The 25838-nt window shown below is 66.2% G+C and carries 27 protein-coding genes; 14 read left to right on the top strand and 13 right to left on the bottom strand.

Annotated elements, in window-relative coordinates:
• Nucleotides 1-275: 275 nt before the first annotated feature.
• Nucleotides 276-587, bottom strand: coding sequence for a hypothetical protein (locus tag C8C94_RS19080; RefSeq protein ID WP_199731299.1), 312 nt, complete (start codon nt 585-587; stop codon nt 276-278).
• Nucleotides 588-646: 59 nt separating this feature from the next.
• Between C8C94_RS19080 and C8C94_RS19075 the strand changes: the two genes are divergently transcribed.
• From C8C94_RS19075 to C8C94_RS19060, 3 genes are all read left to right on the top strand, one after another.
• Nucleotides 647-2584: a LamG-like jellyroll fold domain-containing protein gene (locus C8C94_RS19075; RefSeq protein ID WP_233573517.1), complete on the top strand. Its 1938-nt coding sequence runs from the start codon at nt 647-649 to the stop codon at nt 2582-2584.
• Between the two features lie 111 nt (nt 2585-2695).
• Nucleotides 2696-3307: a TetR/AcrR family transcriptional regulator gene (locus tag C8C94_RS19070; RefSeq protein ID WP_055396204.1), complete on the top strand. Its 612-nt coding sequence runs from the start codon at nt 2696-2698 to the stop codon at nt 3305-3307.
• 236 nt (nt 3308-3543) lie between these two features.
• Complete coding sequence (locus C8C94_RS19060) at nt 3544-4443, top strand: alpha/beta fold hydrolase (protein ID WP_121421829.1); 900 nt, start codon at nt 3544-3546, stop codon at nt 4441-4443.
• A 169-nt stretch (nt 4444-4612) separates the two neighbouring features.
• Here C8C94_RS19060 and metC read toward each other — a convergent pair whose 3' ends face one another.
• Nucleotides 4613-5767, bottom strand: a complete 1155-nt coding sequence (gene metC / locus C8C94_RS19055) for a cystathionine beta-lyase (protein ID WP_121421828.1) — start codon at nt 5765-5767, stop codon at nt 4613-4615.
• A gap of 59 nt (nt 5768-5826) precedes the next feature.
• Here metC and C8C94_RS19050 point away from each other — a divergent pair, with 59 nt between their 5' ends.
• The 3 genes from C8C94_RS19050 (at nt 5827) to ubiM (ending at nt 8639) form a co-directional block, all read left to right on the top strand.
• Nucleotides 5827-6630 (top strand): helix-turn-helix transcriptional regulator, encoded by an 804-nt coding sequence (locus C8C94_RS19050; protein ID WP_121421827.1) that lies wholly within the window; start codon nt 5827-5829, stop codon nt 6628-6630.
• A 134-nt stretch (nt 6631-6764) separates the two neighbouring features.
• A complete protein-coding gene (locus C8C94_RS19045) occupies nt 6765-7181 on the top strand; it encodes a hypothetical protein (protein WP_082437353.1) in 417 nt (138 codons plus the stop codon).
• Nucleotides 7182-7373: 192 nt separating this feature from the next.
• Nucleotides 7374-8639: a 5-demethoxyubiquinol-8 5-hydroxylase UbiM gene (ubiM, locus tag C8C94_RS19040; RefSeq protein ID WP_121421826.1), complete on the top strand. Its 1266-nt coding sequence runs from the start codon at nt 7374-7376 to the stop codon at nt 8637-8639.
• Nucleotides 8640-8673: 34 nt separating this feature from the next.
• Here ubiM and C8C94_RS19035 read toward each other — a convergent pair whose 3' ends face one another.
• Complete coding sequence (locus C8C94_RS19035) at nt 8674-9633, bottom strand: class I SAM-dependent methyltransferase (RefSeq protein ID WP_233573516.1); 960 nt, start codon at nt 9631-9633, stop codon at nt 8674-8676.
• Nucleotides 9634-9979: 346 nt separating this feature from the next.
• Between C8C94_RS19035 and C8C94_RS19030 the strand changes: the two genes are divergently transcribed.
• Nucleotides 9980-10315: a multidrug efflux SMR transporter gene (locus C8C94_RS19030; protein WP_121421825.1), complete on the top strand. Its 336-nt coding sequence runs from the start codon at nt 9980-9982 to the stop codon at nt 10313-10315.
• Here C8C94_RS19030 and C8C94_RS19025 read toward each other — a convergent pair.
• Nucleotides 10309-11064: a zf-TFIIB domain-containing protein gene (locus C8C94_RS19025; RefSeq protein ID WP_121422980.1), complete on the bottom strand. Its 756-nt coding sequence runs from the start codon at nt 11062-11064 to the stop codon at nt 10309-10311. The genes C8C94_RS19030 and C8C94_RS19025 overlap by 7 nt on opposite strands.
• Before the next feature lie 146 nt (nt 11065-11210).
• Between C8C94_RS19025 and C8C94_RS19020 the strand changes: the two genes are divergently transcribed.
• From C8C94_RS19020 to C8C94_RS18995, 6 genes are all read left to right on the top strand, one after another.
• Nucleotides 11211-12500 carry a solute carrier family 23 protein gene (locus tag C8C94_RS19020; protein WP_121421824.1) on the top strand — a complete coding sequence of 430 codons (1290 nt, stop codon included), beginning with the start codon at nt 11211-11213 and terminating at the stop codon, nt 12498-12500.
• 142 nt (nt 12501-12642) lie between these two features.
• Nucleotides 12643-14184: an acetyl-CoA hydrolase/transferase family protein gene (locus C8C94_RS19015; protein ID WP_121422979.1), complete on the top strand. Its 1542-nt coding sequence runs from the start codon at nt 12643-12645 to the stop codon at nt 14182-14184.
• 158 nt (nt 14185-14342) lie between these two features.
• A complete protein-coding gene (locus tag C8C94_RS19010) occupies nt 14343-15494 on the top strand; it encodes an ABC transporter substrate-binding protein (RefSeq protein WP_121421823.1) in 1152 nt (383 codons plus the stop codon).
• 102 nt (nt 15495-15596) lie between these two features.
• The gene (locus tag C8C94_RS19005) at nt 15597-16505 is read left to right on the top strand and encodes a hypothetical protein (RefSeq protein WP_147433282.1); all 909 of its coding nucleotides are present in this window, start codon (nt 15597-15599) and stop codon (nt 16503-16505) included.
• 139 nt (nt 16506-16644) lie between these two features.
• Nucleotides 16645-17067 (top strand): hotdog fold thioesterase, encoded by a 423-nt coding sequence (locus tag C8C94_RS19000; RefSeq protein ID WP_055396185.1) that lies wholly within the window; start codon nt 16645-16647, stop codon nt 17065-17067.
• A 235-nt stretch (nt 17068-17302) separates the two neighbouring features.
• The gene (locus tag C8C94_RS18995) at nt 17303-18544 is read left to right on the top strand and encodes an ISL3 family transposase (protein WP_121419550.1); all 1242 of its coding nucleotides are present in this window, start codon (nt 17303-17305) and stop codon (nt 18542-18544) included.
• 93 nt (nt 18545-18637) lie between these two features.
• On the opposite strand, the gene C8C94_RS18990 is transcribed toward C8C94_RS18995, so the two are convergent.
• Nucleotides 18638-19207, bottom strand: coding sequence for a cob(I)yrinic acid a,c-diamide adenosyltransferase (locus C8C94_RS18990; protein ID WP_121421821.1), 570 nt, complete (start codon nt 19205-19207; stop codon nt 18638-18640).
• A 238-nt stretch (nt 19208-19445) separates the two neighbouring features.
• Nucleotides 19446-19886, bottom strand: coding sequence for a hypothetical protein (locus C8C94_RS18985; protein WP_121421820.1), 441 nt, complete (start codon nt 19884-19886; stop codon nt 19446-19448).
• 346 nt (nt 19887-20232) lie between these two features.
• On the opposite strand from C8C94_RS18985, the gene C8C94_RS18980 reads away from it, so the two are divergent.
• The gene (locus C8C94_RS18980) at nt 20233-20595 is read left to right on the top strand and encodes a calcium-binding protein (protein ID WP_055396178.1); all 363 of its coding nucleotides are present in this window, start codon (nt 20233-20235) and stop codon (nt 20593-20595) included.
• A 131-nt stretch (nt 20596-20726) separates the two neighbouring features.
• Here C8C94_RS18980 and C8C94_RS18975 read toward each other — a convergent pair whose 3' ends face one another.
• The 7 genes from C8C94_RS18975 to C8C94_RS18945 form a co-directional block, all read right to left on the bottom strand.
• On the bottom strand, nt 20727-21530 hold the full coding sequence (locus C8C94_RS18975; protein ID WP_121421819.1) for an amino acid ABC transporter ATP-binding protein: 804 nt from the start codon (nt 21528-21530) through the stop codon (nt 20727-20729).
• On the bottom strand, nt 21514-22167 hold the full coding sequence (locus C8C94_RS18970) for an amino acid ABC transporter permease (RefSeq protein ID WP_121421818.1): 654 nt from the start codon (nt 22165-22167) through the stop codon (nt 21514-21516). The genes C8C94_RS18975 and C8C94_RS18970 overlap by 17 nt, the downstream gene beginning before the upstream one ends.
• A gap of 6 nt (nt 22168-22173) precedes the next feature.
• The gene (locus C8C94_RS18965; protein WP_055396173.1) at nt 22174-22848 is read right to left on the bottom strand and encodes an amino acid ABC transporter permease; all 675 of its coding nucleotides are present in this window, start codon (nt 22846-22848) and stop codon (nt 22174-22176) included.
• A gap of 72 nt (nt 22849-22920) precedes the next feature.
• Nucleotides 22921-23742 (bottom strand): transporter substrate-binding domain-containing protein, encoded by an 822-nt coding sequence (locus tag C8C94_RS18960; protein WP_121421817.1) that lies wholly within the window; start codon nt 23740-23742, stop codon nt 22921-22923.
• On the bottom strand, nt 23739-24536 hold the full coding sequence (locus C8C94_RS18955; RefSeq protein ID WP_121421816.1) for a GntR family transcriptional regulator: 798 nt from the start codon (nt 24534-24536) through the stop codon (nt 23739-23741). The genes C8C94_RS18960 and C8C94_RS18955 overlap by 4 nt, the downstream gene beginning before the upstream one ends.
• Before the next feature lie 218 nt (nt 24537-24754).
• Nucleotides 24755-25168 (bottom strand): DUF2752 domain-containing protein, encoded by a 414-nt coding sequence (locus C8C94_RS18950; protein WP_233573515.1) that lies wholly within the window; start codon nt 25166-25168, stop codon nt 24755-24757.
• 22 nt (nt 25169-25190) lie between these two features.
• A complete protein-coding gene (locus C8C94_RS18945) occupies nt 25191-25763 on the bottom strand; it encodes a hypothetical protein (protein ID WP_055396165.1) in 573 nt (190 codons plus the stop codon).
• Nucleotides 25764-25838: the final 75 nt, after the last annotated feature.

Below are 25838 nucleotides of genomic sequence, written 5' to 3'. Positions count from 1 at the left end.
CTGGGCATAGAACCCGGCACACCGCCCATTTTTCGCAGGGCGCCCTGCCTGGCACAACGATTGCCTGGAATCGCCGATGGAACGACCAAAAGGCACGGCACTCCGCCCACCCCAATCCCCCAAAGCAATGGACCAAGAACTGAACAACGGCACGAATTTCACGGCCCGGCGCCGGGTACTCAAGGGAATGGCCGCCATGCCGCTGGCCGGCACGCTGGTGGCCTGTGGTGGCAACCCGGCCGACGCCACCAACACACCGCCCACCACCTCCGCGCCTATTGGCGGGGACACCCCGCCCCCCGCGCCACCGCCAGATACCACGCCCCCCACAGCACCACCGACGCCGGCAGTGCCCCCCACCGTGCCGCCTTCCCCCGCGACGCCTCCCTCCACACCGCCTGGCACCCCGCCTCCGCCTTCGGCCCCCCCTCCCCCTGCAGCGCCACCGCCTCCCCCCGCAGCGCCACCACCACCACCACCACCACCCCCTCCCCCTCCTCCTCCTCCTCCTCCTCCTCCTCCTCCTCCTCCTCCTCCTCCTCCTCCTCCTCCTCCTCCTCCTCCTCCTCCTCCTCCACCTCCACCACCGGCCCCCAGCGCCTTTGTGCACCCTGGCGGGCTGCACACGGACGCTGACTTTGCGCGCATGCGTACCAAAATTGCCGAGAACGCAGCGCCTTGGGTGAGCGGCTGGAACGCGCTTCAGTTTTCGGGGCATTCCTCACTGAACAGCGATATGTGGCCCCACCCGCTCACCGTGGTGATCCGTGGCGGCGATGGGCAGAACTTTGGCACCATGATCAAGGACATGCAGCGGGCCTACCAGCTGGCGCTGCGCTGGAAGGTGTCCCAGGACAACGCCTATGCCGACCGTGCCGTGGCGTTCCTGGATGCGTGGTCGAGCACCATGACCACGCTCACCGGCAATGCGGACCGCTACCTTGCTGCTGGCATCTACGGCTACCAGTGGGCCAATACGGTGGAACTCCTGCGCAGCTACCCCGGCTGGTCGCCCGAGGGCCTGGCCCGGTTCCAGAAACTGCTGCTGGAAGTGTTTTACCCGCTGAGCCACCGCTTTCTAGAGGAACACAACGGCGCCAACATCACCAACTACTGGGCCAACTGGGACCTGTGCAACATCAACGCCATCATGGCCATCGGCATCTGCTGTGACCGGCGCGACCTGTACAACGAGGCGATCAGTTATTACAAGAACGGCCGGGGCAACGGCGCAGCCGCGCACAACGTCTACGCCATCCACCCCGGGCACCTGGGGCAATGGCAGGAGAGCGGGCGCGACCAGGGGCATGCCACGCTGGGCATGTCGCTGTGCGGCGCGCTGTGCGAAATGGCCTGGTCGCAGGGCGACGATCTGTACGGCTACTGGAACAACCGGCTGCTCTCAGCCGCCGAATACGTGGCGGCCAGCAACCTGGCCGATGCGGGCGGCGCGTATCCGGCGCTGCCGTTCTCACGCTATGCCAACCGCCAGGGCATCTTCACCGGCGTCTCTCCTGCGGGGCGGCCACACCTGCGCCAGTGCTGGGAGCTGCTGTACAACCACTACGTCAACCGCAAGGGGCTCTCTGCGCCCTACACAACGGCCATGGCGGCCAAACTGCGGCCCGAGCAGCGCGGCACCGGGGACGACCCCGGCATGGGCACCTTGACCTTCTCGCGCGCGCCGATTGCAGCCGGGGCCGCGCCCAGCGGCCTCACGGCCTACCTCGTCAACGGTCAGGTGCTGCTGTCGTGGTGGGGCAGCGCCTACGCCACGGCCTATGAGGTGCAGCGCGCACCCGCAGCGTCGGGCCCGTTCACCACACTCACCACCGTGGGCGAGGAACGCACCCATACCGACACACCCGGCACGGGCACCTGGCACTACCGCATCGTGGCAGTCACCCCAACGGGCCGGCTCACGGGCGCCGAGGTCCGCAGTGTTGCCACCACGCCGCAGCTGAGGTTGCATCTGCCCTTGAACGAGGGCAGCGGAACGTCGGCCACCGACCAGAGCGGCAATGCGCTGCATGGCCGACTGGTGGGCGGCACGTCCTGGGGCGCTGGCCGCACGGCGGGCAGCGGCGCCGTAGCACTCGACGGCGCCAGCGGCCACGTGGCCCTGCCCACGGGCATCATGAAAGACTTGGCCGACTTCACGATCGCAGTCTGGGTCTACCGGCAAAGCGCCAGCGCCGGGAACGCCCGCGTGTTTGACATCGGCTCCAGCGACATCGCCTACCTGGCCCTGCTGGCCAACACCAGTACGCTGCGCTTTGCCTCCACCGGCACCACCTATTTCGGCGAGGAAAACGTCACGTCTTCGGTGGCGCTGGGCACAGGCCGGTGGGTGCACCTGGCGGTGACCCGCCGGGGCAACACCGTGACCCTGTTTGTGGACGGGCAGGCCACCGGCACCTTGGCCGACGCGCCCTTTGCGCCCCACCAGCTGGGCGCCACCACGCAGAACTGGCTGGGCCGCGCGCAGTACGGGGCCGACCCGTACTTTGCGGGCCGCATGCAGGATTTCCGCCTCTACAGTGGGGCGCTGACTTCCGTGCAGATCACGGCCCTGGCCCAGTGACGCGCTGCACAGCCCCGGCGGCACACCGGGGCTGTGCCCGATACCGGCTTTCAAAACACTGCTGGCAACACGGGTAGATTTATTTCGCACAGTTGTGCTAAATTTCGCCCCATGGATGCCAAGACCCAGAAATCAGAACTCACCCGCGCGGCCATTGTGGGCGCAGCGCTGGACCTGGCTGCGGCCGAAGGGCTGGAGTCGATCACGCTGCAGGCCGTGGCCGACCGCGTGGGTCTGTCCAAGAGCGGCGTGTTCTCGCGCGCCGGCTCGCGCGAGGCGCTGCAGAAGGCGGTGATCGAGGAGTTTGGCCGCCGCTTCCTGGCCGATGTGTTTGTGCCCGCCATGCAGCACCCCAAGGGCCTGCCGCGCCTCCAAGAAATCGTGCGCCGCTGGATTGCCCGCACGCGCGATGTGGAGGCTTTCACCGGCTGCATCTACACCGCAGGGGCCTTCGAGCTGGACGACCGCGAAGGCGAGCTGCGCGACCTGCTGCATTCAGAGATCACACGCTGGCGCGCGGCACTGCGCCGCACGGTGATCCAGTCCATCGAGGCCGGCCACCTGCCCGCCGACACCCCGCCCGACCAGCTGGTGGGCGAGATCTATTCCATGATCATGGGCTTGTTGCACGACGTCCGCTTCCTGCGCGATCCGCAGGCAGTGTCACGCACCGAGGCGTCCTGGGCGCGCCTCGTCAAGAGCTACCTCCCTTCCCCCGCCTGAGACGCGGTGGTGTGCCAGGGAGACCTCTTGTTTTTTTATGCCCCAATTTCGCACAACCGTGCGAAGAAAGGAACCACCATGTTGATCATCCTGGGCATTGCCGCCATTGCGGCCGCAGTGGGCGCCATCCGGTCGCTGCGCAGCACCCTCACCAGCCTCCCGCGCAGCAACCGGGACTGGGTCTTTTTCTGAGGCGCGCGCCGCGCGCCCCACTCCATCCCTTCAGGAACCCCACCATGAACACATCCTCTTCATCCACCGCCCTGCGGGCCACGTCCAGCTTCTACGGCGAGCACCCCGGCATGCGCCTACTGCGCCTGGCGCTGGGCGCCACCGAGCGACTGTGGCCCGCACTGGCCGTGCGCGTGGCTGCGCGCCTGTTTGGCACGCCCCAGCCCCTGCGCAAACCCGGCCGCCAAGCCGTGCCGCCCGGCCACTGGCGCACAGAGCGCTGGCCGTTTGAAGACGCCGAGATCACGCTGTACCTGCCCCAGGCCCAGCCGCACGGCCCCGCGGTGCTCCTGCTGCACGGCTGGGGCGGGCATGCGCGCCAGATGCTGCCGCTGGCCAACGCCCTGACTGCCCGCGGCCTGCGCCCGGTGCTGGTGGACCTGCCTGCGCACGGTGGCAGCCGGGGCCGCGTGAGCAACCTGCCCCAGTTCGCCCGCGCCATCGAATACGCCACCGCCCGCCTGCACGTGCAGGACTCGGCGCCCCATGCCGTGGTGGCCCATTCGCTGGCTGCCAACGCAGCGGCGCACGCGGCCAGCCGGGGCCTGGCCACCCAGCGGCTGGTGTTGCTGGCACCGCCCGCGTCGCCGCACGAATACACGCGCCTGTTTGCGCAGGTGTTCGGCCTGTCGGAGCGCACGCGTGCCGCCCTGCAGCGGCGCATCGAAGCCCGAGAAGGCATCCTGATGCGCCAGTTCGAGCCCCCGGCTGTGGGCCCACGCATCGCGCTGCCCACGCTGGTGGTGCACGACCGGGGCGACCGCATCAACCGCTTTGCCGACGGCGAGGCCTACCGCGACCACATCCCGGGCGCCACGCTGCTGGCCACCGAGGGGCTGGGGCACCGCAAGATCCTGCAGCAGGCAGAGGTGCTGCAGTCGGTGGTGGACTTCGTGGCGAGCTAGTGTCCCGAATTGGAAATTCGTTTCATAAAGACGTCGAGAATCGCCGCCATGCTGCGTTGCAAATCCTCGCGATAGCACCGGCTATCGCTGTGGTTTGCGCCTTGCCTGACGACGATTTCGACATCCTTATTTCATCAACGAACTTCCAACTCGGGACACTTGGCGCCGGTCAGCCCAGACTGCTGAACGCCTGTGCCAGGTCCGCGCGCAGGTCGCGGGCGTCTTCCAGCCCCACATGCAGGCGGACAAGGCGCCCCTCGTCCGGCAGCGTTGCCAGGTGGCGCTGGTCATAGGGCACGGCGGGCAGCACCAGGCTTTCGTACCCGCCCCAGCTGGTGCCCAGGCTAAAGAGCGCAAGCGCGTCGATGAAAGCCGCAAATGCGGCTTCACCGCAGGGCGCCAGCTCAAAGGTGAACGGCCCCGCGGCGCCCGAAAACTGCGCGCGCCAGAGCGCGTGGCCCGGGTCGGAGGGGAGCGCCGGGAACAGCACGCGCCGGACCTGCGGCTGCTCTTGCAGCCACTGGGCCGTCGCCAGCGCGGTCTGCTGGTGCCGTTCGAGCCGCACCGCCAGGGTGCGCAGGCCGCGCAGCGCGAGCCAGCACACATCGGGCGCCGCGTGGGCGCCGCTGCGGTCGCAAAAGCGCCGGGTGCTGGCCAGGTCTGCGTGCGAACCCGTGATGAGCCCCAGCATGAGGTCGGAGTGCCCGTTGATGTATTTGGTGGCCGAATGGATGGCGATGTGCACACCCAGGGCGTGGGCGTCAAAAAACACTGGAGTGCCCCAGGTGGCATCCACCGCCACCGGGATGTGGCGCTGGCGTGCCGCCGCGCACACGGCGCGCACGTCCAGCATCTCCATGGTCAGCGACGCGGGGGTCTCGATGTAGACCAGGCTGGTGTTGTCCCGCAGGTAGGGCGCGATGTCGGCGCCTTCCGGAAAGTACTCGACGGTGGTGCCCTGCGGCACCAGTTCCTGGTCGCAGAAGATGCGCGTGGGCCCGTACACACCCTGGTTCAGCAGCAGGTGGCGGCCCGGCCCCGCATGGGCACTGAGCACGGCCACGATGGCCGCCAGTCCGCTGGCTGTGGCCAGGCAGGTTTCTGCGCCCGACAACGCGGCCATGCAGCGCTGCAGCTCAAACGTGGTGGAGGTGCCCGAGCGGCCGTAGCGCGGCGAGTCGAACACGGTCTGGTGGTGCGCGTGTTTGTAGGCAGCCAGGGTGTCGAACACGACGGTCGAGGCCCGCACCAGCGGCGGGTTGATGGCCTGGGCGGCGCGGGCCGTCTGGCGGCCCGAATGGACAAGGAAGGTGGTGGTGTGCATGGGCTGGGGGCGGGTTTCGGGGAAGGAGTGGGGAGGAGGTGGTTTCATAATAGGACGGCATGTCAGCACCAGAACGCCAACAAACATCGCCAGGGCGCCAAGACGCCGGCCTGTGGGCCACGCTCGCAAAAACGCACGCGGCCGGCACACTTTTGCCAGCGCACCAGCACCGCAGCGGCCAGCTGGTGTTTGCCACGCGGGGCGTGATGCTGGTGGAGACACCCCACGCGCGCTGGACCGTGCCGCCGCAGCGGGCGCTGTGGGTGCCCCCGCACCACGCCCATGCGATCGAAATCCTCTCCGCCACCGACCTGCGCACGGTGTACTGCCAGCCGGCGCTGGTGGCGCAGTGCGCATCGTTTGCCCGCCGGGACGAGGTGCACGCGGTGGTCGCGTCGCCGCTGATCCAGCAGCTGGTGCTGGGGCTCTTCAACGGCGGGTTCGACCACCCCACGCGGCAGTTGATGGTGTCCCTGCTGCTGCATACGCTGCAGCACACGCCCTGCCTGCCCACCCACCTGCCGATGCCTGCCAGCGAAGGGCTGCGGCGCGCGCTCGCGCTGTTGCTGCAGGCCCACCAGTGGCAGCTCTCGCTGCACGAACTCGCGGCCGAGGCCGCGATGTCCGACCGCACCTTCACCCGGCGCTTCACGGCGGAAGCGGGCCTGAGCTTTCGCGCCTGGCGCCAGCGTGCGCGCATCATTGCCTCGCTCGATCTGCTGGCCTCGGGCCGCCCGGTCAAGGGCATCGCACACGCCCTGCAGTTCGAGAGCCCCGCCGCGTACATCGCCTCGTTCCGCACGCTGCTGGGCTGCACACCGAACACCTTCCGCCAGGGACAGCACGGCGACACGCACCCATAGCCACCGTACGGGCAGACCCTGCCCTGGGGCCGCGCTGGGTGCCGGGAGCCTCCTCTATCATTCGCAGTCCGCAGCCCTGGCGCTGCCCGACACACTCTCCGATCCGCCCCCACATTCTTCCGATGCATCTCCTCATGTCCGCCTGGCCTGCCCTGGCCCTGCTGCTGCCCGCCCTGGTGCTGGTGTCGGCCATCTACTTCCTGGCCAAGGGCGACCGCAGGGCGTTTGCGCAGCTCCTGGCCCTGCTGGCCTGCTGGGTCATCGGTGCGTTGCTGATGGAGTTCTTCATCTTCATGGCGGCACGCATGGCACGTTCGGGCAGCGCGGCCATGCCGGTGCTGGGCACGGGCACACGCCAGCTGCTGGAGACCATGGCCAGCCCGCGCTCCATCGCCGCACCACCGCTGTCGCTGGCCGCCATGGCGGCCTACAGCGTGCTGGCGGCGTACCTGTGGGTGCTGGTCACCTGGGGGCTGCACCTGCGCGGCAAGCCAGCGGGTGGCGCCCGTAAGAAGCCCGCCAAGGGCGCGCGCAAACCGGCACGCTCGTAACGCACCATAATTTTTGATGCTTTAAGGCCCTAGCGCTCATCCCGTATCATTTTTTAGCTATTTAATTTATAGCATTCAGGCACACTGCCTTGATGCAGGGCAAACCGCCGCGCGGAGTGCCCGCCCACAATGGCAAGCCCCACCCCACGGTTGCAGGGTGGATGCCGAGCTGCTTCGCCCGGTCTTCTTGCCATGACCTCCTCCTCACACAGCGACGTTCTCATCGTCGGCGCGGGCCCTGCGGGCCTGTCGCTGGCCATTTCCCTGGCGCAGGCCGGGTTCACCACCACCGTGGTCGAACAGCAGTCTGAGGCCACGTTGGCCCACCCCGCGCCCGATGGCCGCGAGATCGCGCTCACCCACCCCAGCGTGGCCACGCTACAGCGGCTAGGCACCTGGGCCGGCCTGGCGCCACACGAGGTGGGCACCATCCGCGAAGCGCAGGTGCACGACGGCCCGCTGGGCCAGCGCAGCGCCCTGCAGCTGGGCACCCAGGGTACGGGGCTGGAGGCTCTGGGCTTCATCGTGCCCAACCACGCACTGCGCCGCACGGCCTATGCCGTGGCGGCACGCACACCGGGTGTCCGCATCGTGACCGGCGCCCAGGTGGTGCGCGTGGCCACGCAAGCCGCCCATGCCGAGCTGGAGTACCTGCCGCAGCCTTCCGCCGATGGCGCTGCGGCACCGCCACAGCGCCTGCAGGCCCCGCTGCTGGTGGCGGCGGACAGTCGCTTCTCGGCCACGCGGCGGCAGCTGGGCATTGGCGCACGCATGACGGACTTTGGCCGCACCGTGATCGTTTGCCGCATGCGCCATGCCCAACCCCATGGCGGCGTGGCGCACGAGTGTTTTGGCTATGAACGCACGCTGGCGGTGCTGCCCTTGCCCAATGACCCCCAAGAGGGGCATGCGCTGTGCTCGGTGGTGGTCACGGCGGGCACTGCCGACGCAGGTGCGCTGATGGCCCAGAGCCCGCAGGCCTTCGCCGCTACGGTGCAGGCCCAGCTGGGCGACCGCCTGGGGCCTTTGCAGCTGGAGGGCGAACGCCACGCCTACCCGCTGGTGGCTGTGTATGCGCAGCGTTTTGCAGACCACCGCTGCGCGCTGCTGGGCGATGCCGCCGTGGGCATGCACCCCGTGACGGCGCATGGCTACAACCTGGGTCTGGCCGGTGTGGAACGCCTGACAGCCGCCGTGGTGGCGGCCCGCAGCCAGGGCCACGACATCGGCAATGGCGAAGCCCTGGCCACCTATGCGCGGGCGCACCACCGCCACGCATGGCCGATGTACGAGGGCACCAATGCCATCGTGCGGCTGTATACCGACACGCGCCCCGTGCCGCGCCTGCTGCGGCAGCTGGTGCTGCAGGGCGCGCGGCGGCTGCCGCCGCTGCAGGCCGCCATCGTGGGGCAGCTGACGGGCAAGGCGCCGGTGTGGGCGCAGCTGGCGCGCTCCTAGGAGCGTGCTGCCAAGCAGCCACCGGCGAGCAGCTTTACGCGCCGTCCACGCCGAGAGTCGCCATGCCATACAGCGGCGCCCCCAGCCACGGCCACCACAACGTTTCCAGCACCACACCCGGCCAGCCATAACACTCCGACACGCTCTGCTGGCGCAGCAGCGCCAGGCGCGGGTGTGCGGCGGCCAGCTCGTCCATGCTGCCCACGCCCCAGTGGAACTCCGCCCCCGTGGGGCCCACGCTGGCGTGCTGCGCCGCGCGGCCCACGGCACGGTGCGTCATGACATCAATCACCAGGCGAGAGCCTTCCGGCGCGCACTGGGCAAACTCGCGCAGCACGGCCTGCACCTGCGCGGGCTGCAGGTACATGAGCACTCCTTCGCAGACGATGAACACCGGCTGCACGCCCGCGCCATCGCCCTCCCCTTCCTCCTTTGGCAGCCCCAGCCGCTGCCACCAGCCAGGCTGCGTGATGTCCACCGTGGCATGGCGCGTGCGCGGGCAGCGCACCGGCAGCAGCTCGCGGCGCAGGTCCATGACCTCGGGCAGATCAGCATCGAGCCACTGGTTGGCGCCCGTATCGAGCCACTGAAAGTGGTGCGACAGGCCACAGCCCAGGCTCACGCCGCCAGCCTTCGGGTGCGCAAGGAAGAAACTGCGGCCCGCGTCCTTGATGGCGCGCGTGCGCCACAGTACGTTGAGCACCGTGGGCAAGTCGTCCAGGCACGGTTCCACATCGGCACCCAGGCGCTCCACCAGGCTGGTGGCCACCACGTCGTTGCAGGCCAGCCAGGGAAAGTAACGGCTCCCGCGCGCGCGCGCGGCCAGCGGGATCAGGAGGGTGCTGGGCACGGCCCGCAGGTGGGCGCGCTGCAGCAGGCAGGGGGTAGCGGAGTCGGAGGCGGCGGCGCCATCCCCCGCGTTCTCAGGGTTGCGCTGCGCCGGGGCGGCGGTGGTGCGGGCACGGCGTCGGGTTGGGGGCGGATGCGGCTGCAAGGTCCTCTCCTCCTGTGGCCACCGGGTGCCACGGCTGGTTGGTTGTTTGCGACGGGGCCCACCAGAACACAGGCCTGCGCCATTGTGAACGGGTTGGAGTGTGGTGCGGGGGATGGGCTGGGTGCGTGAAGGGACACCATCACGCCCTCCATCCGGCGCTGCCGCTGTGTCAACGCTCCATGATCCGCGCAAACGCAAGTGGCCGCCAGAGCCTGCGTGGGGTGTTCTTGATGGATCGCAAGGGCGTGGCTACACTGCGGCCCTTCACCATCTGGGTACCGCTTCATCGTACTGCCCGTGTCACTCGGTACAAGTGACAAACGGGCATGTTCGGCCAAGGTGCCCCATGAATCCAAACCTATCGGCCTGGCTGCTCGTCGCAGCCAGCGTCATTGCAGAAGTTGCCGGAACCGTCGCGCTCAAGTACTCCGATGGCTTCTCCAGACTCCTCCCGTCCGGTATGGCAGCTGCTTGCTACGCACTCGCCATCTGGCTCATGGCCGTGGCCATGCGCCAGCTCGACATGGGCCTCACCTATGCAGTCTGGGCGGCCAGCGGCACGGCGGCCGCAGCCGTGGTGGGGATGGCGCTGTTTGGCGAGCCAGTGGGTGTCATCAAAGTAGTGGGTCTGGTGTGCGTGGTGGGAGGCGTTGTCATGCTCCACCTCGGAAGCCCTCAGTGATGGCTTCTGGTGTTGATCAAGGCCCACACCAATTCCACCCCGACCGTCAGCAGATCGCCCGTGAATGAGCTGTCGCTCGCATCACTGGCGCTGGTGAACGCGCGCTTTTGCCGCTCGCGTTCGGCGCGGCTGCGGTCGCGCTCCAGGGCCACCAGGGCGTCGCCGATGTCCACCGAGGGGGTGGCGTGGGTGGTGCGCTCGCTGCTGGCCTTGGCGTAGCCTTCCATGGCGCGCACCACGGCGTCGGGGTCGATGAGGGAGAACGCAGCGCGGCAGTAGGGGCAGGCGTGGTCCTTGCGGATGTCCACGGGGGCGCCGCAGCTGGTGCAGTAGATGGCGCCCACGCGTTTGGCCAGGTCGTCGATCTCGGGGCGCGTCATGTGGCGCACAAAGCCTTTTTCGACCATGAAGGACGAGAAGGTGCTGAAGCGGCCATGCAGGCGGGCGCAGCGGTAGATCATGTAGCGGCCGCTGCGCACCACGTCGAAGCCTTTGGCCAGGCTTGTGTTGCAGCGCGGGCAGGCCATGCGTTCTGCCAGGGGCTGGTGCTGGTCGGTACGGTGTTCGTGCAGCAGGCGGAACAGCTCGACCACCGACTGGGGCGCGAGCTTGAGGTTTTCGTGCCGGTCAAACCACAGGCCCTGGCAGGCAAAACAGATGTCCAGTTCCAGCGAGTGCCCCTGGTTGCTGGTGAACCGGTGGGCCTGCATGGGCTGGCGGCAGTTGGGGCAGGACGGCTGAGAGTGCATGGCGGCGGTGCCCACAAGGGGCAGAGCGGGGTAGGCCCAAATGCTAACCCGGGGCACGGCTGACGCCCGGCGAAAGAGTTGCAGCTTCGCGGCATTGCCTCACCCATCCACTAGCATTCGCGCCTCAACAACAAGGAACCGACAAGATGGGATTCATGAACTGGCGCACAAAAAGCGCTGAGGTGCTGCAACAAGGTGGGGTGATTGGGCCCGATGAGCGGCTGCCCTGGCCGCAGACGGCGGTGATGGGGGTGCAGCACGTGATTGCGATGTTTGGGGCCACGGTGCTGGCGCCCATCCTGATGGGCTTTGACCCGAACGTGGCGATTTTGATGAGCGGCGTGGGCACGCTGATCTTCTTCCTGGTCACGGGCGGCAAAGTGCCCAGCTACCTGGGGTCGAGCTTTGCGTTCATTGGCGTGGTGATTGCGGCCACGGGCTACGCGGGCAAAGGTGCCAACGCCAACATTGCCGTGGCGCTGGGCGGCATCATTGCGTGTGGCCTGGTCTACACGCTCATCGGCGCGCTGGTGCAGGCCATTGGCACGGGCTGGATCGAGCGCTTCATGCCGCCCGTGGTCACGGGCTCGGTGGTGGCGGTGATCGGGCTGAACCTCGCGGGCATTCCCATCAAGAACATGGCGGCCAGCAACTTTGACAGCTGGATGCAGGTGGTGACCTTTGTGAGCGTGGGCCTGGTGGCCGTGCTCACGCGCGGCATGGTGCAGCGCCTGCTGATTCTGGTGGGCTTGATCGTGGCGAGCATCATCTACGCGGTGCTGACCAATGGCCTGGGGCTGGGCAAGCCCATGGACCTGTCCGCACTGGCCAACGCCGCATGGTTTGGTTTGCCCAACTTTGCTGCGCCGGTGTTCGAAGCCAATGCCATGCTGCTGATTGCGCCCGTGGCCATCATCCTGGTGGCCGAGAACCTGGGCCACATCAAGGCCGTGACGGCCATGACGGGCCACGACCTGGACCGCTACATGGGCCGCGCGTTCATTGGCGACGGCGTGGCCACCATGGTGAGCGGCGCTGCTGGCGGCACAGGCGTGACCACCTACGCCGAAAACATTGGTGTGATGGCCGCCACCAAGATCTATTCCACCGCCGTGTTCTTGCTGGCGGGCGTGTTTGCGCTGGTGCTGGGCTTTTCCCCCAAGTTCGGCGCGCTGATCCAGACCATTCCGCTGCCGGTGATGGGTGGTGTGTCCATCGTGGTGTTTGGCCTGATCGCGGTGGCGGGAGCCAAGATCTGGGTGGACAACAAGGTGGACTTTTCGAAGAACAAGAACCTCATCGTGGCGGCCATCACCCTCATCCTGGGCACGGGCGACTTCACGCTCAAGTTCGGCCAGTTTGCGCTGGGCGGCATCGGCACCGCCACGTTCGGGGCGATCCTGCTGTACGCGCTGCTCAACCGCAAAGCGGCGTAATCTGCGGGTATGGGGACGCCGGACCGCATTTGTAAGGGTTAACCCTTAATTTGTAAGGAACGAAGGCTAGCATCCTGGGTTTTGTCCACAGGGCCATCCGCTCACCGGGCGGGTGGCCTTTTTCTTTTTGCGGAGTTTGTTCATGTCCCTGGCCGATCGGGTGCTGTACCCCGACTTTCTCTCCCGCACCATGTCCGCCGATGAAGCGGCCGCCCTGATCCCTGCCGGCGCCCATGTGGGCATGAGCGGATTCACCGGCGCGGGCTACCCCAAGGCTGTGCCGGGCGCGCTGGCCCGCCGCATCGAAAGCCTGAACGCGCAGGGCCATGGCTTCAAGATCGGTCTGTGGACGGGGGCCAGCACCGCGCCTGAGCTGGACGGCGCGCTGGCCCAGGTGGACGGCATCGAGATGCGCCTGCCCTACCAGTCCGACCCGACGGTGCGCCGCCAGATCAATGCGGGGCAAATGCAGTATGTGGACATCCACCTGTCGCACGTGGCGCAGTTTGTGTGGTTTGGCTTTCTGGGCAAGCTCGACGTGGCCGTGGTCGAGGTGGCGGGCGTGTTGCCCGACGGGCGGCTGATCCCCTCGTCTTCGGTGGGCAACAACAAGACCTGGCTGGACCAGGCCGACAAAATCATCCTGGAGGTGAACGCATGGCACCACCCGGGGCTCGAAGGCATGCACGACATCTACTACGGCACCGATGTGCCGCCGCACCGCAAGCCGATCCCGATGACACGGCCCGACGAGCGCATCGGCGAGCCCTATCTGCGCTGCGACCCGAGCAAGGTGATCGCCGTGGTGATGACCAACCAGCCCGACCGCAACAGTGTGTATGCCGCGCCGGACGACACCTCCAACCGCATCGCAGGCCACATCATTGAGTTTTTGCAGCACGAGGTGAAAAAGGGCCGCCTGCCCAAAGACCTGCTGCCGCTGCAGTCGGGCGTGGGCAACATCGCCAACGCGGTGCTGGCGGGGCTGAACAACGGGCCGTTCGAGAACCTCACGGCGTACACCGAGGTGCTGCAGGACGGCATGCTGGACATGCTGCGCTCGGGCACGCTGGCGAGCGCCTCGGCCACCGCCCTGTCGCTGAGCCCGGCGGCCATGCAGGACTTCAACGAGCGCATCGACTATTACAAGCAGCGCATCGTGCTGCGCCCGCAGGAGATCAGCAACCACCCCGAGCTGATCCGCCGCATGGGCCTGATTGCCATGAACGGCATGATCGAGGCCGACATCTACGGCAACGTGAACTCGACCCACATCATGGGCTCGGCCATCATGAACGGCATCGGCGGCTCGGGCGACTTTGCGCGCAATGCCTACCTGTCGATCTTCATGACGCCGTCGCTGGCCAAGAACGGCCGCATCTCCTGCATCGTGCCCATGGCCTCGCATGTGGACCACACCGAGCACGATGTGCAGATCCTTGTGACCGAGCAGGGTTTGGCCGACCTGCGTGGGCACTCGCCCTCGCAACGGGCGCAGATCATCATCGACCGCTGCGCGCACCCCGACTTCCGCCCTGCGCTGCACGACTACGTAGCCCGCGCCAAGCGGGGCGCCGTGGGCCAGCACACACCGCACCTGCTGAACGAGGCGCTGTCGTGGCACCAGCGGTATGTGGAGACGGGCAGCATGCGCGCGCCAGCGGGCCCTGGCAGCACTGTGTAAAGAGGACACCCCCAGGCCTGCCAGGCCTTTGACAGCCAATTGCCAGCCTGGGCAGATAAAATCAGGGTTAACCCTAGGTCTATCGACCTCCCCCAGTCCACCCTCCACCAGCCCCCATCCGGGGCTGGTGGCTTTTTTGCCTGCGAGTTTTTTTGACCATGCAACGCCGTCAGTTCACCCAATCCCTTGTGGCCGCCAGCACCGGCCTGCTGCTTGCCACCTCTTCGCGCGCCGTGGGCGTGCAGGACCCCATGGACGCCAAGAGCGTGACCATTGGCTGCTCCATCGGCATGACCGGCGCACTGGCCAGCCTGGGCAAGGAATTGAAGCAAGGGCTGGATGCGGGCATTGCACAGGCCAACGCCAAGGGCATCCATGGCCGCGAGATCAAGCTGCTGGCACTGGACGACGGCTACGACGCCGCGCGCTCCGAAGACAACGTGCGAAAGCTGATTGCCGACGCCAACGTGGTCTCGCTGATCTCCTGCATGGGCACGGCCAACAACCAGCGCATCCTGCCGCTGGTGGACGAGGCGCAGATCCCCTATGTGGCCCCACAGAGCGGTGCCACGTCGCTGCGCAAGGCCGAGTACCGCTCGGTGTTCCACGTGCGCGCCAGCTACGCCGACGAAGCCCAGCGCCTGACGCAAAAGCTGGTGTCCATGGGCATGAACGACCTGGCCATCGTGTACCAAGACACGGCGTTTGGCCGCGAGTTTCTGGCGGACGTGAACAAGGCCATGGCAGCCGCCAAGCAACCAGCACCCAAGGCTTTCAAGCTGGATGCACAGGGCACGCAGGTGCCCGATGTGGTGGGTAAGGCCGTGGCCGCCAAGGCCGCCGCTGTGCTTCTCGGAACCGCAGGTGACGTTACCGCCACACTGATCAACGAGTTCAAGAAAGTGTCGTCCAGCACGCCGCTGGCCGCCACCAGCGTGGCGCTGTCGGGCGACAACCTGCGCCAGCTGGGCGGCAAGGCCTCGGGCATTGCGCTGTCGATGGTGCTGCCTGACGCGGCCCGCACCAGCGTGGCCGTGGTGCGCGACTACCAGAAAGCCATGCGCGCGCTGGGCTACCAGGAGTTTTCGGCCCGCAGCTTTGAAGGCTATGTGAATGCCCGCGTGCTCACCGAAGGCCTGGAACGCGCCGGACGTGAGCTCACCCGCGCCAAATTGCGCAGCGCACTGGCCGGTATCCGCAGCAGCGACCTGGGCGGCCTGTCCATCGACTACGCCGGCGGCGCGCCGTATGTGGGCTCGCGCTTTCTGGACCTGGGGGTGATGGGCGCCAACGGCAAGTTTGTGGGCTGAGGATTGATCGTCCGAACCATGCCGTGTCAGCTGTGCTAGGCGTCTGTAACGCCCTTTCCTTGGACCGACTATAGAGGGTTGTTGTCTGGCAATTGCTTCTGCATGCACAGCATCTATCCGCTGCGCATACTGCACAATGCCCCGGCCGAAGAGAGGGAGAAACTTCGGCTCCACACAAGCCTCTGTGGTGTGTCACCGCCGAGGCCACGACCATCTTCAGTGATCGATTGCATGAAAAATCTCGCATTGTTGACCTTGCCTCGGATGATTGGGGCCGCCCTGGTGGCGTGCAGCTTTCAGGTGTATGCGCAGACTCCCATTGACGTAAAAATCCTGGGCGTGACTTTTATCGAGGCCCCTCCTGGCAGAGACAAAAATCTGGTTCCGTTTGCTGCCACCGGCGACATGGAAAAGGTGGAGGTCAACGCTATTGCCACCACGCGCTCCGGTCTTTTCACCCAGTGGACGAACTCGTTCTTTGACAAAGGCGACGTGCGAGTGACGGCGGTGTTCCCCGACAAAACCACCCAGAGCCTGGGTCAGGCGGACATCGCCAGCTTTCCGAAATTTTCAACCGACGCTCGCTCACGCAGCTTCGCACTGACCCTCAACCGGCTGCCCGACAAGGCGGTGACCGGACTGATCTTCGAAGGGACGGTCCCCCTCAGCGTGGCCAAGCGGACCACAAAAGCGGCCCAGGCTTTCGACCCGGAACGCCCAGGCCCCATCAAGCTGGGCGGGGCAGACATCAAGCAGTTCAAGGTGGATGGAAAGAGCGTCCAGTTCCAGGGCAATGACACGCTGTTGCGCATCAAGACGCTGTCCTTCAAGCTCTCCTCCGGCCAAGTGGTGCAAGCCGAGCGCGGCGCGTGGGCGCGTATGAACAACGAACACCAGCAAACGTGGAATATCGACACAGCCTTTACCCGCGGCGAACTGCAGGCCGAGCTGTACGAAGACATGGAGACCGTGCGCCAACCCGTGCGTTTTGTCATCGGCCGCCCCTGGTAAAGCCGCTTGCGTAGTGAGCGCACTGACAGAGGGCATACAGCAAAGCTGAGAGCGTACATAGGAAGCTCCACCTGCTCACCGCGGGCCATAGGCACAATCGCGGCTCGTACTGACCCGGCTCTGACGCCCGTTGAACACCATGCCCATCTGGAAAAAACCCATCGACCTGGCCCTGCTGGAGGCCGCCAACCGCAACACCGCCGTAGAGCACCTGGGCATTGAATTTGTCGAGGTGGGTGACGATTTTCTGCGTGCACGGGTGCCCGTGGACCACCGCACCGTGCAACCCTTTCGCCTGCTGCACGGCGGGGTCAGCGTGGTGCTGGCCGAGTCGCTGGGCTCCACCGGCGCCTACTACACCCTGCCCGAGGGCTACCGCGCCGTGGGCCTGGACATCAACGCCAACCACCTGCGCTCTGCCACCAGCGGCTGGGTGACCGGGACGGCACGGCCCGTGCACATTGGCCGCACCACGCATGTGTGGCACATCGATATGCACAACGAAGCGGGTGAGCTGACCTGCGTGTCGCGGCTGACGATGGCGATCCTGGCACCCCGGTAGGGTTCATCCCCCTGAGGCGCTGCGCGCCTTCCCCCTTCTCTCGAATCGCTTACGCGATTCGGGAAGGGGAACACCGCCAGCGCGGCGGGGCGGCCCTTGCGCGGCGGTCCTGGCCGGGGGCACGCCAGTTTCTGAAATGGCGGGAATTTGAGAGAAATAAGGCTCTCTTCCGTTTCGGGTGGAACACTACAGTTCAAATAAATCCATTGACACCCCCTGAACAGGAGCCCTCCCGATGCAAGAAGCGTTGTTCTGCCAAGCGTTGGGGCTGGCCGCGCCCTGGGCTGTGGAGCGTGTTGCACTGGATGTCGAGCGCAGCCGCATCGACCTGTACGTGGTCTGGCAATCGGGCAGTGCCGCCTGCCCCGTTTGCGCCGCAGCTGAGCAGAAACTGCATGACCACCGCCAGCGCAGCTGGCGGCATCTTGATTTCTTTCAGTTCGAAGCCTACGTGCACTGCGCGCTGCCTCGCGTGTCATGCAGCGCCTGCAGCTCTACGACCCAGCTGAGTGTTCCCTGGGCGCGAGAGGGCAGCCGCTTCACGCTCATGTTCGAGGCTCTGGCTCTGACGCTGGCCCGTGAGATGCCGGTGGCCGCGTGTGCACGCATCCTGCGCTGTGCGGACAACGCCTTGTGGCGCCAGATCGATGCCCATGTCAGCTTGGCGCGCGCCAAGGAGAGCTACGCGGGTGTGGCGGTCATCGGTATCGATGAGACCAGCTGCGCCAAAGGCCACAGCTACATCACCCTGGTGCACGATCTTGAGCGGGCGCGACTGATCTACGCCACACCCGGCAAGGATGCCAGCACCGTGCAGCGCTTTGCGGCGGACCTCAAGAGCCACCAAGGCAGGCCCGAAGCCATCCAGGTGGTGTGCATGGACATGTCCAAGGCCTTTATCGCAGGAGCAGGCCAGCACTTGCCCCAGGCGGCCATTGCCTTTGATGGCTTTCATGTGGTGCAGATGGCCAACCGGGCAGTGGACGCAGTGCGGCGGGAAGAGGCCCGGGGCGAGCGCTGGCTCAAGAAGACCCGTTGGTGCTGGCTCAAGGACAAAGCCAAGTGGACGGACAAAGAGCAGGCAAAGATGGATTGGCTGCCTCGCACCCGATTGAAGACCGCCAGGGCGTGGCGGATGAAGGAGGCGCTGCGCGATGTTTACAGGAACTCAGACGCGGATGCCGCCAGCAGTGCACAGGCACTCAAGAAATGGCTGCACTGGGCGCAACGCAGCCGCTTGCAGCCCTTCAAGGACTTGGCCAAGACCATCCAGCAACACTGGGCGGGAATACTCCAGGCGTTTGATGCTTCTCATCTGCACACCGGCTATGTGGAGGCGGTGAACTCACTGTTGCAAGCAGCTAAGGCCAAGGCGCGTGGCTATGGCACCACCGATCACTTCATCGCCATGGCGTTCTTGATTGCTGGCAAGCTCACTCACCTGCCAGGCAGTCCTTTGCGAAAAGCAAGGGCCTGACCATGGCTCTGGTGGGGAATGTGGCGTTCCACCCGAAATGGAAGAGAGCCGAAATAAGCCTCCAGCGCTTGATATAAAAGCGCTGATAGCTATCTATTCAGTAGCATTCTGCTGCGCCAGGCGCTCGCTTTTCCAGTACACGTCATCGCCACCGTCCATGCGGTTGAGCACGCGGGCGAGCACGAACATCAGGTCGGACAGGCGGTTGAGGTACTGCCGGGGTGCGTCGTTGATGGCCTCTTCGTTGCCCAGCGCCACCACCACACGCTCCGCGCGGCGCGCCACTGTGCGGCAGACATGGGCTTGCGCGGCGGCGCGGGTGCCTGCGGGAAGGATGAACTCCTGCAGCCGGGGCAGCGCCGCGTTGTGGTGGGCCAGCGCCTCGTCGAGCGCCAGCACCGCCTCGGCCTTGAGCAGTTCGTAGCCGGGAATCGACAACTCGCCCCCCAGGTTGAACAGCTGGTGCTGTACCTCGACAAGCAGCTCGCGCACATCGGCGGGAACGCGCTCGCACAGCAGCAGGCCGATGTGGGAGTTGAGTTCGTCCACGTCGCCCAGAGCATGGATGCGCAGGCTGTTTTTGGAAACGCGTTGGTTGTTGCCCAGTCCGGTGGTACCGGCGTCGCCGGTGCGTGTGGCGATCTGTGTGAGTCGGTTGCCCATGGGGTGCCTCGGTAAGGTGTAGCGCAGGTGGCAGGGGCGCCGCATGCGGTGGAAGAATTCGCAGATTCTCCGCCACCCAGGCCTACTGGGGTGAGAGGGGGCCTATCACCCTGCTCTCCGCACAAGAAGCCACATTACGATATGGCTTCACCGTGCTCCGCGCTGCCCAGACAGACCAACGCCCCTGCCATCACATGCAGGGGCGTTGGTTCGAACCCGTTGGCTACGCACGGCCCGATCAGTGGGTCATGGGGGTGCGGTTGAGCTTGTCAATGTCGGCGGTGGATACGCCCGTGTTCGTGGGCTGCAGGGTGTTCCAGGCGTTCGCATGGTAGGTGTCCCACTCCTTGCGCGACACCATCCCGTCGCCATTGCTGTCCATCAAGCGTGCATTGACACGCGTCTGTGCGGTGGCTGCGGCCTTGCCGCCTGCTGCACTCGGGTTGATTTCGGCCACAGGGGCGGCACGGCCGTCACCCGCGGTGGGGTTGGCGGGTGCTGCGCTGCTCTGGCTGCTGCGCATGTCCACCTTGTTCTGGGCATTGGCAGCCGCAGCGCCGCCCGATGCGGTGGGGTTGACTTCTGCAGGCGGACGCGCGGTGACATTGGCGGGGGCTTGTGCCAAGGCGGCGGTGCACGCCAGTGTGGCCAGGGCGGCGAGGATGGTTTGCTTTTGCATGAAAGGCTCCTTCGATAAAACACCAGAACAAGCGAATTGCTTGGATTCATTGTTTTGGCGCGCACGTCCGTCGCTTGTAGGACGTACACGGGCCTGCCGGTCATCCTGCGCACAAGCGCCACCGTGGGCATGCCGCCCCAAGCCTCTCTCACCGATGCCAGGGCTGCAGGCAACCTGCGAGCTACTTCTGGCTACATCCACCCGCAAAAACTACATGTGCCGGTACTGCCGGGTTACACCACGCTGGGAAATGTTGACCTGGGCAACAGCAGGCAAGAGTGCTGGCCTTCACCACCGTGCTGCGGTGCAATGCAACCCTGTTCAACTTCGAAGGAGCTTAGCTTCCATGAAAGCACTGCAACGACGCACCTATTCGTTCGACACGCGCAGCGTGATGCTTTTCGCCGCCATCTCCCTGGGCGGCGCGGGCGCATTGCAAGCACAGACCACTTCGGCATCCCCCCAGCCCGCCCCAGCCAGTAAAACGGCACCCCAGGCGGACTCCAAATATTCGTATGGCCCCGGCACCGGCAACCCGTCCAGGGCGGCCACCACGGCATTCAACCGCGCAGACCTCGACAAGGACGGCCAGCTGACCGAGAAGGAAGCGACCCAGCTGCCGGCCATCAGCCAGCGCTTCAAGGAACTGGACAAGGACCAGAGCGGCGCACTGTCACCCTCAGAATTCGAGAAGGGCCTTCTGTCCTGATTTTTTTGTAAGGCGCCTGGACCTGGCACGGTACCAGCCTCCGGGTGGCCTCTGGGATGTAGCGGGCCATTGGGGCCTGCGGACCCGCCTGCACTGGAACTCTCCAGACCGCAGGCGGGCTTTGTTTTGGGTCAGTCGTGCAGCGACGACAGGAACTGCTGCAGCTCCGGCGTCTGCGGGTTGCCAAACAGCTCGGCGGGCGCACCTGTTTCATGCACACGGCCCTGGTGCATGAAGATCACGCGGTCACTCACCTTGCGGGCAAACGCCATCTCGTGTGTGACCATCATCAGTGTCATGCCTTCAAGTGCCAGCGACTCCACCACGCGCAGCACCTCGCCCACCAGCTCTGGATCCAGCGCCGAGGTGATCTCGTCGCACAGCAGCACCTGCGGCTCCATGGCCAGCGCGCGCGCAATGGCCACGCGCTGCTGCTGCCCGCCCGAGAGCTGATCGGGCATGGCGTCAAACTTTTCGGCCAGACCCACACGTTCGAGCAGCTTGCGCGCCTGCGCTTCTGCCGTCTTGGCATCACGCGCCTTCACCAGCGTGGGGGCCAGCATGATGTTGCGGCCCACGCTCAGGTGCGGGAACAAGTTGAAGCTCTGAAAGATCATGCCCACCTGCTGGCGCAACTCCCGCATCGCAGTGGGGCTGTCGTGCATGAGCTTCTTGCCGTTGACGCTCAGAGCGCCTTCCTGAAAAACCTCCAGCCCGTTCACGCAGCGCAGCAGCGTGCTCTTGCCCGAGCCACTTTTTCCGATGATGGCAATCACCTCGCCCTTTTGCACTTTGAGGTCGATGCCTTTGAGCACTTCGTTCGTGCCATAGGACTTGCGCAAGGCGGTGATGTCCACGATGGGTGGCTCGCCCACCACGATGCCGTCGTGGGCGGGAGTGGGGGTAGCCGTGGTGGCTTCAGCGGCGGTTGCCATGGAGTTTCCTTTCAAGCGATTGCGCCACCAGGCTTACCGGAAAGCACAAAACAAAATACAGCAGGGCGACACAGGCGTAGACGAGGAAGGGCTGGTAGGTGGCGTTGGAGATCATGCTGCCCGCCTTAGTCAGCTCGACAAAACCAATCACCGAAGCCAGCGCCGTACCCTTGATCACCTGCACCAGAAAACCCACCGTGGGCGGCACCGCAATGCGCAGCGCCTGCGGCAGCACCACATGGCGCAGCTGCTCGACAAAGTTGAGTGCCAGGCTTTGCGCCGCCTCCCACTGCCCCTTGGGGATGGAGGCCACGCAGCCTCGCCAGATCTCGGTGAGGTAGGCACTGGTGTAGAGCGTGAGGGCCACCGCAGCGGCCGTCCAGGGCGATGTCTTGATGCCAAACAGCGCAATGCCGAAGTACGCCAGGAACAGCTGCATGAGCAGCGGCGTGCCCTGGAACACCTGCACATAGGCGCCCACTGCCCGTTCCACGCCACGCACCTTGGACAGGCGCAGCACCAGCAGCACCAGGCCTACCAGGCCACCACCGATGAAGGCGATGAGAGACAGGGATACCGTCCAGCGCGCTGCCAGCAGCAGGTTGCGCAGGATGTCCCACAGAGAGAACTCGACCATGGCGGCTTACCTCCCGACCAGGAAACGTGCACCCGCCCACATCAGCAGGCGGCGGGTGAGCATGGACAGCACCAGGTACACGGCAGTGGCCAGGATGAAGGCCTCGAAAGCGCGGAAGGTGTTGCTGGAGATGAGGTTGGCGGCGTAGCTCAGCTCGGGTGTGGAGATCTGCCCGCACACGGCCGATCCCAGCATCACGATGATGATCTGGCTGACCATGGCGGGCCACACCTTTTGCAGCGCGGGCGGCAGCACCACGCGCCGGAAGGTCTGGCCCGGCGTCAGCGCCAGACTGTGCGCGGCTTCGATCTGGCCGCGTGGCGTGGCCTCGATGCCTGCGCGGATGATTTCGGCGGAATACGCGCCCAGGTTGATCACCATGGCCAGCACCGATGCAAACTCGGGCGAGAGCTTGAGCCCCAGCGCGGGCAGCCCGAAGAACAGGAAGAACAGCTGCACGATGAAAGGCGTGTTGCGCACTAGCTCCACATAGCTGGCCACCGCCCAGCGCAGTGGCAGTGCACGCGGCCCGAGGTTGCGGGCGCGTGCCCAGGCACAGGCGGTGCCCAGCAGCAGGCCCAGCACGGTGCCCACGATGGTCAGGCCAATGGTCCAGAGCACGCCGCGCACCAGCAACGGCCACGAGGACAGCACGGCAGAAAAGTCAAGCGCAATCAGCATGGTGCGAATGCCCTGTGGCGCTTGTCACGCCACGGTCCTGTTCGGTTCTTTCAGCAGGGGCGACAACAGCGATTACAGGGGCAGATCGCCCGCAGGGCGGCCCAGCCACTTGCTGGACATCTTGTCGATGTCGCCGGATTTGCGCGCCTCGGCAATGATTTCGTTCACACGCAGGCGCAGCTTGTCCTCGCCCTTGGCCACGCCGATGAAGTTGGGGCTGTCTTTCAGCAGCAGCTTGTATTCGGTCTGCAGATTGGGGTTCTTGACCATGATGGTGCCCGCCGTGGAGGCGCTGGTGGCAATCGCCTGCGTCTGGCCCGACACGAAAGCCGAGATGCTGGCCGCGTGGTCTTCAAAGCGTTTCACGTCCACGCCGGGGGGGGCGACCTTGGCCAGTTCCTGGTCTTCCATGGCGCCACGCGTCACGGCCACGCTCTTGCCCGTGAGGTCGGCAAAACTCTTGATGTTCAGGCTCTTGCTGGCAAACACGGCCTGGAAGAACGGCGCATAGGCCGCAGTGAAGTCGACCACCTTTTCGCGCTCGGGGTTCTTGCCCAGCGTGGAGATGACGAGGTCGGCCTTCTGCGTCTGCAGGTAGGGGATACGGTTGGCGCTGGTCACGGGGATCAGCTCGACCTTCACGCCCAGCTTGGTGGCGATGTAATTGGCCATCTCGACATCCAGGCCCTGGGGCTTGAGGTCCGTGCCGACAAAGCCGTAGGGCGGGTAGTCGGTGGGGATGGCGATCTTGATTTCCTTGGCCTTGAGGATGTTGTCCAGCGCGTTCTGCGCGTAGGCGGCAGGCGCCATCAGGGCAGCTGCGAGGCCGGTGGCGGTAAGCACGCCCAGGGTCAGGCGGCGGGTGGACGAGGTGACGGTGCGGACGGTGGTCATAGCAGGGCTCCTAGGTAGGTGGATGCGTCGGCAGGCGCGTCTGGGTCAGACGCTGGGGGGGTGGAACTCTTGGGGGTGGCGCGGGGCTTGCGCGCGCGAGCCGGTGGGGTGGCTTGTGCGGGGCTCTTGCTCACCGGTGCCAGCGCATCGCGCAGCCCGGCCAGCGGGTCGCTGCTGGCCTGCAGGCGCAGGGCCGACTGCACCGTGCCGATGTGCTCGGACATCAGCGCTTCGGCGCGGGCAATGTCGCCTGCCTCCAGCGCCTCGACGATGCGCACGTGGTCGGCGCAGCTCTGCGCCGCATCGTGCGACGACTGGTAGAGCATGGCGATGAGCGTGGTGCGCGCCGTGAAGTCGCGCAGCGTGTCGGCCAGCAGGCTGTTGCCCAGGCACTCGGCCAGGCACACATGGAAGTCGCCCAGCAGAAAGCTGCGCATGCCCACATCGGTGCCCGCCAGCGCGGCCTTTTCGCGCTGCAGATGGCTTTTGAGCTGGCGCAACGCGGCTTTGTCCACCACCTTGAGCTGGTGCAGCAAGCCCAGTTCGATCACGCGGCGCGCCTCGAAGGCCTCGCGCGCTTCGTCTTGCGAAGGCTCGATCACGTACCAGCCGCGCCGGGCGCTCACGGTGACGATGCCCCGCGTGGCCAGCCGCGTGAGCGCCTCGCGCACGATGGTGCGGCTGCAGTCGAACAGCATGGCCAGTTGCTGCTCGCCCAGGCGGGAGCCGGGCGCGAGTTTCTGCGCCATCACGGCTTCGATGATGCGGTTGCTGATCTCGGTGGCGGTGGTCATTGCCTGCGGTTACGCAGATTCCGTGCCAACTGGTATACAAGCCGAAAGCACCAGTCTGGCGCACGGATGCTGTGCACCGGGCGGTTCCCTGGCACCACGGACACGCCACTTTGCATGCAAGTGGTGCGCGCACATCACAAGCGGTGCACGCGCGTGCCCGAAAAGTTGGAAGGGAATAGGGAGAGAGAGAAGAACGAGAAAGAAGGCTGGGCACCCAGCTACGCCAGCCCCGCAAGGCGCAGCAGCCAGGGCAGCAGCAATCCGCCGCCCACAGCCACCGGCACTGCCGGATGCCACCACGGCCAGCGCACCGTGCGGCGGTGGCCCAGCGTGCCTTCCACCACCGCCTGGCCCGCCAGCAGCACCAGCCACGCCAGCAACAGCACCGCGCCCGGGTTGGCGGCCCAGGCGGCCGCCCAATCGCCCTGCACCAGCGCCGCACACGCATGTGTGCCGCCACACAGCGGGCAGGGCATGCCCGTCAGCGCGCGAAACCCGCAGCCCAGGCCCAGCCCGCCCTGCCCCAGCCACCAGGGCGTGGCGGCCATGGCCAGCGGCCAGCCCAGGCCGAACGCCAGCCGCAGCCGCCGAGCGTTCCCGTCCAGCGGCTGCCAGGCGGGCGATCTGGTCACCGGCACCACCACAGGCCCGGGGTCAGAGGGGAGGGAGTGCCACCGGTTCATCGCCCACCAGCTGGCGCGCCATGTAGTAAGAGCCGATGGTGGACAGCGGCAGCGTCAGCAGCGCGCCCACCCCGCAGAGCAAAAAGCCCAGCGAACCCACGATGCCCAGCACCAGCGAACAGAAAAACGCCGAGCCCAGGTTCTTCGTCACGATGCTCCAGGCCTGGTTGAAGGCGGCCACACCATCGCGCTCGCCGCGCGCCACGAGGAACAGCGCCACCGGGGGCAGCGCCATGACCAGCAGACCGGGGATGAAACACAGCATGAAGCCCAGCGACACCACCAGCGAGCTGATGAGCCCGGCCACAAACGCGGGCACAAAGTCGTCAAAGCCCCGGAAGATGTCGCCGATCTGCACCGCCTCACCGCGCGCCTCGCGCTCGATCATGCGCATGTAGCCCACCACCATGGGCCCGGCCAGCAGGCCCGCGCTGATGCTGGCCACCACCATCACCAGCAAGGTGCACACCACATGGGTGATGGCGTTGTTCTTGAAGATGCCCCAGGCACCCGACAGGCAATCCCCCACATTGGCTGAAGCCATGGCAACCCCCTCTGTTTGAAGTAGTCAACAAGACGCCGGACCAGTGTAGCGAGCCACCGCTCCGGCATCTACCTC

This window comes from Acidovorax sp. 94 (assembly GCF_003634645.1).
Taxonomy (GTDB): Bacteria; Pseudomonadota; Gammaproteobacteria; order Burkholderiales; family Burkholderiaceae_C; genus Acidovorax; species Acidovorax facilis.
Note: the sequence above shows the minus strand (reverse complement) of the source record. Positions and strands in the feature narration are given on the sequence as shown.